General features: G+C 44.6%; 11 protein-coding genes. 5 read left to right on the forward strand and 6 right to left on the reverse strand.

The genetic code is table 11. The features are described from left to right. Window positions 1-293: 293 nt before the first annotated feature. The 5 genes from BLQ81_RS08695 to BLQ81_RS22935 all read left to right on the forward strand — a co-directional run bounded on the left by BLQ81_RS08695 (window position 294) and on the right by BLQ81_RS22935 (window position 3,191). Complete coding sequence (locus tag BLQ81_RS08695) at window positions 294-812, forward strand: mechanosensitive ion channel domain-containing protein (protein WP_092729566.1); 519 nt, start codon at window positions 294-296, stop codon at window positions 810-812. Window positions 813-1,179: 367 nt separating this feature from the next. Next, window positions 1,180-1,737 (forward strand): cupin domain-containing protein, encoded by a 558-nt coding sequence (locus BLQ81_RS08700; RefSeq protein WP_092729567.1) that lies wholly within the window; start codon window positions 1,180-1,182, stop codon window positions 1,735-1,737. A gap of 489 nt (window positions 1,738-2,226) precedes the next feature. Then, entirely contained in the window at window positions 2,227-2,622 is a 396-nt protein-coding gene (locus BLQ81_RS22925) for a CHRD domain-containing protein (protein ID WP_175454196.1), read from the forward strand. A gap of 17 nt (window positions 2,623-2,639) precedes the next feature. Next, the gene (locus BLQ81_RS22930) at window positions 2,640-3,023 is read left to right on the forward strand and encodes a CHRD domain-containing protein (RefSeq protein ID WP_092729569.1); all 384 of its coding nucleotides are present in this window, start codon (window positions 2,640-2,642) and stop codon (window positions 3,021-3,023) included. Window positions 3,024-3,065: 42 nt separating this feature from the next. Continuing rightward, a complete protein-coding gene (locus BLQ81_RS22935) occupies window positions 3,066-3,191 on the forward strand; it encodes a CHRD domain-containing protein (protein WP_262481045.1) in 126 nt (41 codons plus the stop codon). A 648-nt stretch (window positions 3,192-3,839) separates the two neighbouring features. Here the strand turns inward: BLQ81_RS22935 and BLQ81_RS08715 are convergent. The 6 genes from BLQ81_RS08715 to gshB all read right to left on the reverse strand — a co-directional run bounded on the left by BLQ81_RS08715 (window position 3,840) and on the right by gshB (window position 13,345). Continuing rightward, window positions 3,840-7,676 (reverse strand): PVC-type heme-binding CxxCH protein, encoded by a 3,837-nt coding sequence (locus BLQ81_RS08715; protein WP_092729570.1) that lies wholly within the window; start codon window positions 7,674-7,676, stop codon window positions 3,840-3,842. A 65-nt stretch (window positions 7,677-7,741) separates the two neighbouring features. Next, window positions 7,742-9,085, reverse strand: a complete 1,344-nt coding sequence (locus BLQ81_RS08720) for a hypothetical protein (RefSeq protein WP_092729571.1) — start codon at window positions 9,083-9,085, stop codon at window positions 7,742-7,744. Next, window positions 9,082-9,855 (reverse strand): HAD family hydrolase, encoded by a 774-nt coding sequence (locus tag BLQ81_RS08725; protein ID WP_092729572.1) that lies wholly within the window; start codon window positions 9,853-9,855, stop codon window positions 9,082-9,084. Before BLQ81_RS08725 ends, BLQ81_RS08720 begins: the two co-directional genes overlap by 4 nt. A 59-nt stretch (window positions 9,856-9,914) precedes the next feature. Then, window positions 9,915-11,279: a glutamate-cysteine ligase family protein gene (locus tag BLQ81_RS08730; protein ID WP_092729573.1), complete on the reverse strand. Its 1,365-nt coding sequence runs from the start codon at window positions 11,277-11,279 to the stop codon at window positions 9,915-9,917. A 27-nt stretch (window positions 11,280-11,306) separates the two neighbouring features. After that, window positions 11,307-12,377, reverse strand: coding sequence for a deoxyribonuclease II family protein (locus BLQ81_RS08735; RefSeq protein WP_092729574.1), 1,071 nt, complete (start codon window positions 12,375-12,377; stop codon window positions 11,307-11,309). Continuing rightward, window positions 12,374-13,345: a glutathione synthase gene (gene gshB, locus BLQ81_RS08740; protein WP_092729575.1), complete on the reverse strand. Its 972-nt coding sequence runs from the start codon at window positions 13,343-13,345 to the stop codon at window positions 12,374-12,376. Before gshB ends, BLQ81_RS08735 begins: the two co-directional genes overlap by 4 nt. Window positions 13,346-13,450 lie beyond the last annotated feature (105 nt).

The raw sequence follows: 13,450 nt of genomic DNA on the forward strand, positions 1-13,450 counted from the left end.
AAAAACAACTAGGTTTTCGTTGCGCGCGAAGCACGAACAATGAAACCGCTTCCCGAAAGCATTCGGGACGGTGAAGTATTTATGGGGATTGAGTCGTTTTTTTTTGTGCCAAACGATGTGTCCGATTAGATTAAAGTTTTAGCAAATTAGACAAATCGCCAAAAAAATGGAATGAGCATACCGAAGCATTTTTTGGACAAGAACTGGATAGGTTGGTAACTAACGCAACGCTACTATATGAAACGGTCAATAAAATAGGCTCAGAGCGAGAATTAAAATTAAAATCATAGAGAATGGAAACTTACAAAATTCAAATCATAGAAACCGTAGTAGTTTTGGTTGGCTACATAGCTACACATTTCTTGACTAAAATAGTTATCAACAATACACTGAAAAAAACTCATTTGCAGCGAGGCAGAAGAAAAACTATTGTGAAAGCCATGCATCTATTTTCTTTCATTACTGTAGCCATTCTGCTATCGGCAGTGTGGGGGCTTAAACAAGGTGAAATAGCTATTTTCGTTGGCACTATCCTGACTGCATTAGGCATCGTTTTTTTTGCCCATTGGTCATTACTCTCGAATGTTACATCAAGCCTATTATTGTTTTTTAATCACCCAATAAAAATAGGAGATACAATAAAAATATTAGACAGAGATTTCCCCTTTGAAGGAGAGGTGTCTGATTTGACCTATTTTTTTATCCATTTAAAAACGGAAAATGAAGAAATAATTACCATACCGAATTCTATTTTATTTCAAAAATCAGTTTTAGTTATAGAAAAGAATAGGAATTTACTGTCATCCGAGTAAAAAAAACCACTATAAGTCCGCATTCTTGAAATAGTACAAAACAGGAAAAGCGGAACCACCGATTTGGTAAATTCCGATTGGATGATTGGGTGTGAAATCTGGAATCGACCCAATCATCTGCACAATGAAAAATCCTGCTAAATCGAATGAATTTGACTCAAGCTTAAGTATTTTAGTGCGAGAGGATATTTGACCTTGGCTGTCGAAAGTCTTGCATACAGAGTCCACTGCGGCCCTTGAGTGTGTCACATGTGCGGACGGTGAGGGAAGGTCTGAGGAGATCCCCATTTCTTGACCCTCTGGAGGTAATTATTAGGTTAAGGCTTCAATTACATGTCTTCAGTTAAACAATTTAAAAATCAAGTTTATGCCAACAAAAGGTCAAACTATAATCAACCCGACAAATGGTGATTCTTATGAATTTTTAGAAACGGCCAAGGATTCTAATGGAGAACGAATAATCATGAAAGCGGTCATAAAGAGTAAAGGACAGCTCGTTCCTAAACACTTTCATGTTTTCCAAGACGAGACTTTTGAAGTTATTTCAGGCCAACTTACAGTTTTATTCGAAGGCAAAACATATAAACTGTCGGCAGGAGAAAAAATAACATTACCCAAGAATGTTCCCCATAATCATTATAATGATGAAATCATTTCGGTAACATACCTTCATTCTGTTACGCCCGCATTGGATTTTGATTATTTGATTGAAAATTTAGTAGGATTGGCTGCCGACGGAAAAAGCAAAAACGGAAAATATGGCTTAGTTCAGGAGCTGGTTGCTCTTAAGTACCTTGACAGCAAATCATATCTTGCTGATATACCAATTGGAGTACAAAAAATACTAATGAATATCATTGCTCCAATTGGTCGGCTTTTGGGTTACCGAGCGATTTATAAAAAGTATTCAGGAATTGAAAAATAAAATTGACTCACCACAAAGTTTTTGTTGCGTGCGCAGCTTGCTTGCAGAGGTAGAAACAATGAATTGCGAAGTATTCGGGGAATGCTATAAAATCAATCTTCAACCCGAAAAATGCATAACCAATTCTACGCCACGGCACACAAGATATTCCGGTCAGTAATTGCTTCGAAATCAGTCACTACCTTGCTGTTTTTGACAATACCTATCAGTAGACAGGGTCACCATATCCGACATGGTGAGGGCCGTGGAGTTCGCTCCACCCATGCGGACAAGTGTCGTCGGTTATCCCCTGCGGTCTAAGTATATTTGATCTATTGCCAGCTTCGGGGATAATCACCTAATAATATAAGTTTTTTGCTCTTCTTTTTTTTTATCAGCGTTATCTTTCTCTTTTGGATAGTAACTTTTAGACCATCAGCTCAATCCGGTTAATTGGTTCAGTTCGTTTATTGAAAAATGAGTTTCAATAAACCAAAACCAAAAAAACCAATGAAAAAACCTATGTACAAAACCTTCATTGCCAGCCTGGTGGGCTTGGCGATGATCAGCTGCCAAACAATGTCAGAAGAAACCCCCATGAATCAGACATTTGTGGATGGTGTATCCGAGGGAGGTAGTGGAGACGAAAATGCCCGTATGGGGTTCGGGTCTGAATTTGGAGTTTTTTTGATAGGAACTGAAGAAGTTACCGGAGGAAGCCCCAATATTTTAGGGTCTTCAGGTGCAGGAACAGCATCATTTACGGTCAGTCCTGACGGGAATTTGTTGATGTATGAAATCAGAGTTTCAAACACAAAAGACATCATTTTCGGACATCTTCATTTAGCTCCTGCCGGAGTAAATGGGCCTGTGATTTTGGATATACTTGGAGCCAACCAGGCTTAAATAATGGTGTCATTGCCATGGGTGAAATCCGCAAAGAGGATATCAAAAATGGGTTTACGGTAGCTCAGCTTGTAGAAGAGTTCAAGGCGGGAAACATCTATGTAAATATTCATACTGATGCGAATCCCGGCGGAGAACTCAGGGGTCAGGTAAGTGTGGTAGATCCCGGTGCAAACAAAAACTTCACTGTGAAGCTTTCCAGTGCCAATGAAGTTCCGGCAGTAATGACAAATGCGGCAGGCTTGGCAAGATTTCAGTTTAACGCCAAGGATTCCAATATGGACTTTCAGATAAATGTGAGTCAGATTTCCTCCAATATTCTGTTTTTCCACATCCATATTGGAAAGCCCGGTTTTAACGGCGGAGTGGTGTTTACGCTAAAAGGAGAAGTAGTGCCATGACCTTTTAATGGGGTCTATGCCAATGGAAGCATCACAGCAGGGATGCTGTCCGGTCAGTTTCTTGGAGGGGATTTGATGATTTTGAAAGAAGCCTTCCGTACCGGTAATGCTTATGTGAATGTGTATACCGCAAACTTCGGTTCCGGTGAATTAAGAGGTAATTTCTAATTCTGATTATCCGCAAACCTGCCCGTAATTAAGAAATATCCTTTTGAAGTTGCGGCTAATCGACCACAGACGACGGTCGACGGTCCGCGATATTTAATAGGGTTACTGGTAAAAAAGAAAATCTACAAATTTCTAATCATTCATGAGCCGAAATTTGCCAGACCTAGCGAAAAAGTATCCCACCAAAGTCAAACAGGATGAATTTATTTTTGAAAACCGGAGTGAAAGCTTCGGTTTTTTTTCATCAATTGCGATCGAGGTACCCTATTTTAAGCTTAATAGTTGGGCTATTTTAGCCTTTTGAAAAAGAAAATGATTGTTCCCAATGACACTAGGGGCCGAATTTCATATTGATTTCACCTCGACTTGGTTCGACTTCGCTCACCAACCTTAGCTCGGTGCCCCTTGTTTAGCTTTATGAGAGGCTGTCTGATAATTGTTGTTTGTCACATTGAGTGCCCGCCTCCCGGAGGGCATGAAGTCGAAATGTGCCTGGATTGGCTGTAAATGGCCCTCGACTCCTGTCACACTGACCCTTCGACTCCGCTCAGTGTGTCTGGAGTCGAAGGATCAGGCTGACATCTTCTGACCATTTGAAACAACCTCTTTTTTTTAAATTTAGAAACCAAGGTTTTCCTTCGGCCAAAATCATTCCACCCGCTTATTCGTCTTCAGGTACGCCATCAAGTTGACAATCTCCTCTTTGGTCAAATTTTCAAATAAGCCAGCAGGCATCATGGACACATCCGTGACTTCCCGGGAGAGGATGCCGGATTTGTTGATGATGAGCTGATCCTGACCTACGATCCGTATGGTGACTTGGCGTTCGTTTTCCGAAATGATATTTCCGGAATAGGTCCTGCCATCCCGGGTATTGATCACGACCATTTTGTAATCATCCTGAATTTCGGCACTGGGCTCCAGCACATTCATCAGGATATATTCCGGATCGGTTCGGTTGGATCCTGTGAGATCCGGGCCGATGATTCCGCCTTCTCCGTACATTTTGTGGCAGCTTCCGCAGGATTTTGAAAAGACCGTTTTTCCGGTTTTGAGATTGGCGGAATTCAGGGCGGAAGTACTGAGCATGGCGCGATAGTTCGCATAGGCTGCTTTGTCGCTGGGCACTTGCTCAATCGGTCCCCATACTTCAATAAATCCACTTCCCACTACCCGCAGCAGCTGTCGGGCGACACTTGCTGGAACTTCCGACTTGGCGATTTTTTTGGATTTGATTTCCTGGGTGAGCATATTTCCATAGCGCGCCCGGGAGGACAGGGTTTGCATGGCTTCAAGTTTTTCCGTGGGGGAAAATTTCGGATAGTTTTCCAAAAGTAGTTTTCCCAGGGACTCATTATCGAAAGCTGCGACCGATCGGATGACATCTAGTCTCATGCTTGGTTCCTGCAGCAGGGCAGGGATTTCCGCCGGCAATCCTTTCTGCTGTTGTGCGCTGAGTGTTTGCAGGGCTTTGATTCGTTGATCTCGGGTCGCTGATTTGTTTTTCAGCATCGCAAAAGCGCGTTGGGTGGCTTCTTTATCACCAAATAAACTGGAAATTTCTGTGGCTAAGTCCTGCTGTTTTCCTCCTGACTTTTGAAGTTTTTCAGCTACTGCCTTCCAGTTAGCCGGAGTTTTGAGATCTGTTCGCCCCTCCATTCCGCTCAGCATACCCGACATGAGCAATTCGGTATTGGGGCCACCTCTGCCGATCAAGGCGACCAGTTTTTCAATCTGATCTCCGTCCACAGCCCGTCTGCCCATATTTTGGGTGACAAAAGGGAGCTTAGATTTGGGAGCCAATTCAAGGAATTTATCTGCACTTTGAGCAAAAAGAGGCTCGACACCATACCAAAGCATTTTAGGCAGATTGTGGTCTTTATTGTCTTCGGCATGCTGAATCAGACTTTCTGCCAATGCCCATTTTTCGGAAGTGGGAATTCTTTGCAAAGCCGCAGTCAGATAAAGCCGAACCACAGGGGAGGGGTCTTTCGCTGCCATTGACTTAAATTTTGTCAGGGCTTCCTGAGAAGGTTTCATGTCTTCGCAGAGCAGTTGGATCGCCCATGCCCGTATGTAAGGTTCGGTGTCAGAAAGTGAATTGATCAATTCCTTTTCTGAAAATCCTCCGGTCTGATGCAGGGTCCACATGGCCCTAAGCCTCCAGTCGGGATTTTTATCTTTTTCAAAAATCGATTTCAAGGCCGGATTGGTCCTTGTATCCAACTTTTTGTTTACCGCCCGCTTGTGCAAAATGCCCCGCGCTCTGCGGGCATGCCAGTCAGAAGTATTGGTCTGCAAGGCCACCAGTTGGGCATCCGTCATTTTGTTCAAATCACTGTATCTGCCGGGAAAATTTTGCGCAAGTGATTTCTCCGGCATAATTCTGAAAATCCGGCCCGTCTCCTCATTCAACACTTCTTGGCCACAGATATCGGCATCATGCCAATCTAATACGTAAAGTCCCCCGTCCGGGCCAATCTCCATGCTGAATCCTACCCATTGGGCATTATTGGCCAACATGAATTCATCGCCGTGTTTTCCTTCAAATCCGGAGCCTTTTGGGATCAGAATGTCTGACAGGACACCATGCTCGTGGATGTTTGCCATGAAAATCCTTCCCTGTTCCTCTTTGGGAAAAGCATCGGACTGGTAAACCCGTGCGCCTCCATGGGCGGAACGGTGGCTGTGGTTGGCGATGGTTTTGATATCCTCGTACACGAAGGGATTGAAATGCTGCCCGCCCTGACGGTGGTAGATTCCTCCTGGTACCACATGCCAAAGGTGGGGAATCACACAGGCACTCATGAAAAGTTGACCTTTGGCATCGTAGTCAATCCCCCAGGGATTGCTGAATCCATGGGCTACGACCTCAAACCTGTCCTTGACCGGGTGATAGCGCCACACGCCACCGTTGATGTTCACTCCGTCTTTTTCCAAAATGTCTTCCGGAAAAGGATCCTTGTGGTAATAAAGCTTGGAATCTCCATCACCCTTGGGTTTACGGATTTTGGAAGGGGTAGCAAAACCCTGTAGGCCGTAAAGCCAACCATCCGGACCCCAATGCAAGCTGTTGAGTGTTTCGTGGCGATCCCGGATTCCCCAGCCGGTCAGCAGAATTTGGATGTCTTTCATATCGGCCTTGTCGTCCCCGTTTTTGTCAGGTACAAAAATCAGATTGGGCGGTGCACCGATAAAGACCCCGTCAAATCCCACTGCGATTGCCGCAGGGAAAGCTAATCCTTCCATGAACACCTTCTGACTGTCGGCCACTCCATCCCCATCGGTATCCTCCAAAATCAGGATTCGGCTGTCTCCGGAGTTGGAGAAACCGTCCCCCCGGGACTCATAATCCTTGTTTTCGGCAATCCAAAGTCTTCCCCGATCATCCCAGCAAAAAGCCATGGGCTGGGTCATCATAGGTTCGGAGGCCCAGACATTTACCTTGTATCCTGCCTTGACAGTCATCGCATCTACCGCTTCTTGGGCAGTTAGAAATTTCGCATTTCGCCCTTCTTGTTGAGCCAGACCCCAAAGTTCGGTGGTCGAATACATCCCTTCTCTTCCGGAGAATTTTCCCCAGGCTTCCGTCAATGCCACATCATTTATATCACCGGAATGGACTAAAAGGCGAAGTTTGATGGTCTCTGTTTTGCCCTGATCGATGGTCCAGTCTCCATCCTTGGTAAATGCGGGCCCCAAGCCCAACTGACCGTCCACGCGCCATTTATTGGGATAGCCTCTGTTTTCTGGATGATCAAAAACTGCTATGTTGGCCCGGTTTTCCCTGCCGTCCACCGTCATGCCCACATTGATCCACATGGAAGGCTGACCTTCTGCTTGGGCATTTTTTTGTCGGGCCGCATTGATTATTTCCCCGTCAATTCCTTCTTTCCAGGGCATTCGGATGAATAGGCTTCCATAGTCATATTGTCCAATCGTCACCTGCGTTTTTGCTTCCCCTTTCCATTCCAGATCCAGGATATATTCCCCGTTCACTTCAGCCAAAGACCAGTTTTGGGTTTCCTCCATCACCGGATTTCCAAGGGAATCCAAAAGGTGATATATCGTCTGCCATTTTACCTGTTGACCGCCTTCCTCCACGATATTCAGCGCTACTTTTTTCCAATAGTCGCCCTGAGGATTGTGAAAGTAATCCCGGCCGTTGACCCGGGTTAGGCCCCAGTAGAGTCCGGTCTGATGTTTATGGTGGCCGGGACTGTATTCGGTCAGCACACCTTTTCCATCGGGAGCAATAATGGGGTGGATGTAGGGGCGAAAATCATCTTTTGCATTTTGGGTCAGAAGGGGATCTGTTTCTCCCTGCCTATAAACTGATATGGTGCCATCAGCTTCATTTTGGACAAGTGTAAGGAGGGTAGGTTCTGTTGAGATTTCAGCTTGCTTGGGGGCTTTTGGCTTACAGTAGAGAAGAATACCTAAAAGACAAAAGAGCGAAAGCCAGGAAATACGTGCTGGATACATAAGCTTGAGGTTGATTGGGTTGAGGTAGAATATCAGACGAATCGGTATGATAATTCCATTCTTAATCAGCAGGAAAGTTTCCGAGGATCGGTAGGACCAATGGGATCACCGCAGGGATTGTTTTTTTCCTTTGCCTCCTGACAGCGCTTGCAAGCCTGATCGAAGTTGTAAGTTGGACTTGGAGGATTTGGAGTGAAAAAGAGATCCATTTGAGCCAGCGCACATAATGTGAGGGCATCTTTTGGATCCGGAGGTGTCGGAGCCCCGGTTCCGGTTTCGTTTCCATACCATCTTTTACAGGCTTGTGCCTTGGCGTCTTCGGGTTCCAGATTCGGATTTTCGGTATAGAGTTTCAGGAAAGTTGCCGCCACTAAATCCTGCGCTTCATATTGCCTGATATCAGGAATCTGCGATGGGTCTTTGGTGCATTTTCCGGTCACTCCGGCAGCAATCATGTGATTCCCGATGAAATAAGGTGTTTCACGCTTGGAATCAGGAAAGACTCTAAACTTACCTGTCTGCATCACATCGACCAGTGGAATGGAGTAGGGGACACCACTTTGTTCACCTGTATCAGTAGGTAAGATATCAGTGTAGGCCGTCCTAAACCAACCCGGAGCCTGTGGATCATAGAGCGGTGAGCCGCAAATCAAAAGTGGCAAAGTGTATTTGCTGTCTTCGGGCCATCCCGGAGGGCTCAGGTAAAGTTCCAACATGGATTTGATATAATCCCGGTCTCTTGGCCCGTCAAAGAATGCAGAAGCCATCATGATCGGCATGTAGTCATTTGGATATTCACTTTCGCCCGAACCCGGGGCAGCCACCGGATTGACATCGATGAAGGTTTTGTAAAGATCGACTTCATCAGCCGGGACTCCGGCCGCGGATAGCATCCTTCCCCAACGCTGCATCGTCATGGCGTTTTCAAAAGTGCCTGCCTGTAGCACTGCCCAAGGTGGATAATGAAGTAAAAGCAATCCTTTTTGCCCGATCACATTTAGTCCCAAGGGTGGAAAAAGCGTCCACTTGGAGGTGCCGTCATTTGGATTTTTATTGACGGAGTAGTTGTTCATGGGATTCCAAACGCCAAAGCGTTCCATCAATTTCTTGCCTCGAATGGCTTTTTGTGAATTGGAAGCATCGAATATCCGGAAATGGCGATTTCCAAATGTCTTTAAAACTTCCAATGATGCCGTACCGCTGAGTTCGATGATGTATTCTCCATTTTCTTTTTTGACATTCACCTGATCGATGCCGCTGATCCTGTCGGCTGCCAGGGAGTTTTTGGTGTAATGGGCAATGACATCAGCCCTGGTTTTAAAATTCAGGTCTTTATTGGCGAATTTTGCCGCAGGAAAAAGCTCATTCAGTGCCCGGACAGGCCCGAGAGAATACCGATAAGTGGTCATGGTTTTTGGGATGAATAGTTGCTTGCAGGTGTCTGCCAATCTGAAAAGTCAGAAATCACATTCAGTCCCTCAGTACTGACTTTATCATTGGGATTCCAGGTGGTTTTCACCCAAAAGTTCAATGCATTTGGATAATGTTGGTTGAATAAAACTGAGTTTCCAGGCTCATTGTCAAAGGTCGCCACAACAGTACCCTTTAAGGAGTTGATCTCAGCCAAAGCTTCAGATTTGTAATCTACATCGGTTTGGGTTTTCTCTTTTTTCAATTTCAATTCGCAACGCCCTTTCCAAAATGGGAATCCTCTATTGGTAAAATCCAGAGCAGTTCCCAGTCCCATCCCGTTTTTCAGCCCGGGATCTCCGATATGTCGACCGGTGAGGTAGAATATCATCGCTCCGGCATCATGGCAGGCATTTGCAAAGTCAACTGCGCCGGGATTTGGCAAATCAAGTGAAGCATAGTCATCGGTGAAAAAAGTATTGCCCCAATAGGCAATGAAAGGGGCGATTGAGGCAGAATTAGCATCTAATCCGGCTTGGGTAAGTGCAAACTTCACACTCCAATTCATGTCGGAGAGGCTCAGCTTGGCAGCTACTTTTGCAAAATCAGGAAATTGATCGCTCTGGTCCGCGGCAAAATTCTGAATAATGGTCAAGTTTCTGCGGGCAGTTGAGAACAGCGTGTCGTCCAAGTCAAAAACCACAATCGGCAGCAGGTTTTCTGATTTGATGGCAGGAATGACTTTTTGAAGTGGGGAAAAATCTGTCATGTAAGATTTGTTGGGTTAAAAATATGTGAATAGAATAATCCAGAAGTTAGAATAATGGATCAATAAATCAATGATTTACCTTCTAAAAATCTTGCAACCGTCGCTTCAGCAACAGATTTTCGTTGTGAGGTGAAGGTGTTGTAATAATTTTCCAAATTTAATTTTGAATCCTTGCAGGCAAATTCCTCCTCGAATCCAGCCATCCCGTCCAAAGCCAGCTTCATCAACTTACCGGATATTCCAAAGATCTCATTGGATTCAAATCCGAAGGATGATTTCTCCCAAATTGCGTTGATTTCTTTCTGAAAGGGCAAAAGCAACTCCAATACTTTTTCCAAGGAATCATTGGAATAGAGAAGACCTGTATAAAAAAATGCAGGTACCAATTGCCATTCCCGGGGTAATGCATCTGCCGTTCTGATTTCCAAAAATCCTTTAATTCTCACTTCAGGATAAAGTAAGGATAGATGATTTTCCAAGTCGTCCCATGATGGAGAAAGTCCCGCAATAGGATTTTTTAACCAATAGTCAAAAGTGAAATCAACCGGGAAAACACGATCTCCCAAGGCCCTGATATGAAGGATTGGGGCCTTCATGGCAAAATCCAGATATGTTTCTATTAACTGACTTTTTTCGGGTAGTCCATCAAAGGGTTCAAGCCCTCTTACCCCTGTTCTTGAGGAATCAAGTTGTTGCCACAGATAGCTTCGATGTGATTTCCGAGTGGTAATTTTCCCTTCCAAAATCCCTGAATTGGCGAAAATTGCCGTGGCAAACGGTGCCAAAAGATTTGCCGCCACAATCCGTTTAACTTGGGTTGATTCAGCCAATCCCAGGTCTAGATTGACATGAAGCGAACAAGTCTGCCGCATCATTTGAACACCATATGGACCCAATCGGGAAAAGTATTCTTGCAATGCCCGGTACCGGGGCTTGTCTAATTGAAGTCCGATTTGTGTGAGATCAAACCATGGATTTGTGCCCAATTGGGAAAAGTATATCTGATGTTCGCTTGTAATACGGTCTAAAATATCCTGTTGAAGTCTGAGCTGAGCGATCAACTCCGGCAGGGTTTTACAGGGAGAGGTGGCAATTTCCAGTTGTCCTCCCGGCTCATATTGAAACAAACTTCCGTTCGGGAATCTGATTGGAGCAAGACTTCCATTGTTGCTAAAATCAACTTTTCCATCCATCAAGGCGGAGGCTTTTTCCAGTTCTTGATGCAAGGATAATTTCTCACCTTTCAGCGGGATTGGAATAGCTTTAGTTTTTTCATAGTCTGTAAACCGAACAGGGAAAGCTTCCAGTTCAACGCCTATTTTGTCCGAATTTTTTTGAGACGCACCCGAATCAGTCTTAGGTTCAAAAAGAGTTTGCGCGAGAAAATTTCGACATCCATCGAGCGTAAGTTTTTCAATTTTCATTGGTTCAGATGACAAAAAAGTATTCAGTTAGGATAGGTCTTTGTGAGGATTGGATTCAATATTTTTTTCAACAATCTGGATTTGATCAAGGAAATTCCAAAGGTCGGGATCCCGAAAAGCCAAACCGCCTCCGCCTCGGTTGGCTTGGCTGAGTTGTCGGTTGATGTCGGATACGATGATGTATCCCGGTTCGATACTAGGAGTAATTCCCCATTTCGCATGATCTTTTTCGAATGCCCAAGAAAATCCTGTCAGTCCGATTTTGCTGAGATCCACATCCACAATGTCCTCTGTAATATCCTGTACTTCGGAATCCAAATCACCGAATACTATTCCTCTCCGCCAGGATTCCACATCGATGTCACACTTAAGCGTAGGGCCAACCAGATCCTTCCAGAAGTCCCTGCCGACTTTACTTCCCTTTGGAGCTTTGCTCCATCTCCTGTTTTTGGCTATCAAGTTAAACTCGATTCCATTGTGAGTATTAAATTGAAAATGAACAGGTTGAATGGGTTTATCTATAGTTTCACTTTTCGCGAATTTGGAGAGATTTTCATCAGGATCTGTCTCCGGTAGGTGGCTCGCATAGACTTGTGCCTCATGCTGGGAATGCAAAATTCCGGCAATCTGATTTGCAGTGTCATAATCCTTTAAGCTTACACAAAGATAGGTTTGTCCAAATTTCCGTTCGTAATCTGGAAGAACGGTAGCACCCGGAATAGGGAATCTTGGCGTAGAATGAAGCAAATAAAATCCACTGTTGGATTTTTTGGAAAAGGCTAAAATTCCTTTGGTATGTCCCATGGATCCTTTGTTTTTGGGCTTAGGATTTCCCGGAGTTGGGGGGATTTCGTCGTTCCAGATAATATATCCGTAGCCTGAATCGGGGGAAAAAATTTGCTCCAAAGTCAAACCCAAGGCTGACTCGGGATGATCCATTGAAATAGGAGAAAGCTTCAATCCGTTTTCGGGAAGCGAATCTGAGTACAAAAATTCAAAACCGGTGCTGTTCTTATGGGGTCCGATTTTGATGGGTAATTTGTAAATAAACCACCAATCTACGACCTGAGCTGTTTGGTTGCTTAAGGGCGAAATCATGGTTTATTTTTCTGGGTGGAAAGCTTGTTTTCAAGTGCCTCAAAAAATTTTGCGCCAATGTTGATGTGGAAAATTTTGCCGATTTCTTTGATTCCGGTAGGGCTGGTCACATTGATTTCCGTCAGGTAATCTCCGATTACATCGATTCCGACGAAAAACAAGCCCCGCTGTTTTAGTTCCGGGCCAATTTGAGCGCATATCCATTTATCACGTTCAGTCAATTCAAATCCTTCTGCGGTGGCTCCGACGGCTAGATTTCCGCGATGATCACCTGCTCCCGGGATTCGTGCAATGCCATATTCCACGGCCTCTCCGTCGATTAATATGATTCGCTTGTCGCCTTTAGTCGAGATTTCAGGAATATAGGCTTGTGCCTGTATGTAGCAGGTTTCCCGTTGGGTCAATTCTTCGATGATGACATTGGTATTCGGGTCTCCTTCTACAATCACAAAAATTGACTGTCCCCCCATTTTAGCGGTGGGTTTTACGACGATTTTGTGATGAGTTTGGAGAAAATCTTTAATGGCCGATTTAGAACGTGTCAATAGGCTGGCAGGGCAGCATTGAGGAAACCAAGCTGTGAAAACCTTCTCATTGACATCGCGGAGTGACTGGGCCCGATTGAGGACCATTACGCCTTCGGATTCGGCACGTTCGAGAATATAGGTTGCCATGATGTATTCAATGTCAAAAGGAGGATCCTTTCGCATCATGATGGCATCCAATTCTGAAAGACTGCCGTAGGTTTCAACTCCGATTTCATACCAATGATGCGGGTCGTCAAAGACTTTGACCTGACGCATCCTTGCTTCTGCACAACCGCTTCTTAGAAATAGGTCTTTCATCTCAAGATAAACCAAGTCCCAGCCTCTTGCCTGTGCTTCGATCATGAGTGCAAGTGAAGTGTCTTTTTTTGGATTGATGGATTCGATGGGATCCATTACTACGCCTAGTCGAAAAGCCTTCATGAAATTGTTTCCATTTTGTTGCGAGAAAAAAAATCCATTTATCGTGGTCCTTTATTGAGTGGTTATAAAAGCTGTGCCTATACCCGTATCTATTTTCTTTTAATG

It is taken from the genome of Algoriphagus alkaliphilus (genome assembly GCF_900103735.1).
Taxonomy (GTDB): domain Bacteria; phylum Bacteroidota; class Bacteroidia; order Cytophagales; family Cyclobacteriaceae; genus Algoriphagus; species Algoriphagus alkaliphilus.